We start from the raw sequence: 1576 nt of genomic DNA on the forward strand, positions 1-1576 counted from the left end.
GCTCACGGTGCTGCTGCGCATCGCCTGGCGCACCGTCGCGGCGATCGTGACCAGGGTGGTCGCCGACGGCCGCGACACCAATGACCTGCTCGCCGGGCTTTTTGGCCCGAATCGGCATCGACGAGATCGCATATAGGAAGGGGCTGGCGAGCAGCCCGCTCGCCCGGATAGCCGCGCCTCAGCAACTCCTCGCCGAAGCTCATCGCGTACTCCGCCAGGGGTCCGCTCACCCGCACCCGACACGGATCGTTCGTCATGATCTACCTCCTCTCCGGGTCCATCCCGGTAGAGAAAGCGTCTCCCTCAAGGGCGCGGAATTATGCTCACACGATCACGACCATCGGCTTTCTGACCAGCCCAAACGCACCGCACTGCAACCCAGTCCGCATAATCCGCCGGTGCACATAGGACCCGTTCCATGTGGTGGCCTGGGCGCTGAGGGCACTGGACAAGGTGCGGGTGCGCACCATGACCAAGGCAGGGGTTCGGGATCGGCACGCGATGTGGGCGACCCGCAAGAACCCGCCCGAGCTGACCTGCGAGCAGCGCACCAGCCTCTCTGAGATCGCCGACACCAATCGCACCCTCTACCGGGCGTATCTGCTCAAAGAGCAACTGCGCGAAGTCTTTCGGGTCAAAGGCAACTACGGGCGGCAGCTGTTGGCCGGGTGGCTGTCGTGGGCGTCGCACTCGCGCATCCCAGAGTTCGTCACGCTCGCCCGCAGCATCCGCCGCCACCGCGACCTGATCTGCAACACCCTCGACCACGGGCTGTCGAACGCCCGATCCGAGGCCACCAACACTCACCTGCGGGCATTGACCAAGCGCGCCTATGTATTCCACAGCCCGGACGCGCTGATAGCCATGGCATTGTTGACCCGTGGCGACCTTTGTCCACCACTACCCGGGCGCGCAGCATGAAACCCCACCCACGGGAACGTCAGTAGAACCCTTTTTGGCACACCAGACAAGGTGCCAAGGATGTTGCGACGCAGGGCATCCATTCGCCGTTGGAGCCGTGGTGGTCCGGAGAACACCTCCGCCAGCTCGATGAGGTATGCCGGGGCGGATCGCCTCGATCCGGTCCGCCCATCGGGTGTTTGCCGGCCGCCGTTGAATTGAAAATGGGCCGCGATGATCTTCTGATAGATCACGTGGGGTCACGTGGGCCTGCTTGACCGCGTGGTGTTCGTCGGCGTCGAGCGCGCTGGTCAACCGATGATGGCATGTCCCCCAACCGAATCCGCCTACTGGGGCCGCAGCAGCGTCAAGTGCCCAAGGGATCAGCAGCGAACGTCGCCGCCGCGATCGTCTCCTCTTCACTCGCTCGACACCATCGCCGCCGGCATCACCGCGTCCGCTGATTTCCTGTGGCCCGACTGGGTAGGAGTTGGTCGACCAATCCGTTGGACTGGTTTAATGAGGCGGATCAAGCGCCGAACCGACGTGGTCGGCAAACTACTAAGTCGCACATAAGTAAGGCGACACACGGTGTACGGTGCACCGTCTTTCCGGGGCGGTCGTGTTGACTTATTACTATGCGGGACAACGATGGTCGTAAGCTCGACCATGCCAC

At 63.5% G+C, this 1576-nt stretch carries 1 protein-coding gene and 1 pseudogene; both read left to right on the forward strand.

Translation table 11 applies throughout. The features are described from left to right. A pseudogene (locus CDN38_RS31475) lies at nt 1–143 on the forward strand (ISL3 family transposase); the annotation flags it as partial. Between the two features lie 277 nt (nt 144–420). After that, nucleotides 421–921, forward strand: coding sequence for a transposase (locus CDN38_RS27830; RefSeq protein WP_075509739.1), 501 nt, complete (start codon nt 421–423; stop codon nt 919–921). The last annotated feature ends 655 nt before the right edge of the window (nt 922–1576 follow it).

Source organism: Mycobacterium ostraviense (assembly GCF_002705925.1).
Taxonomy (GTDB): domain Bacteria; phylum Actinomycetota; class Actinomycetes; order Mycobacteriales; family Mycobacteriaceae; genus Mycobacterium; species Mycobacterium ostraviense.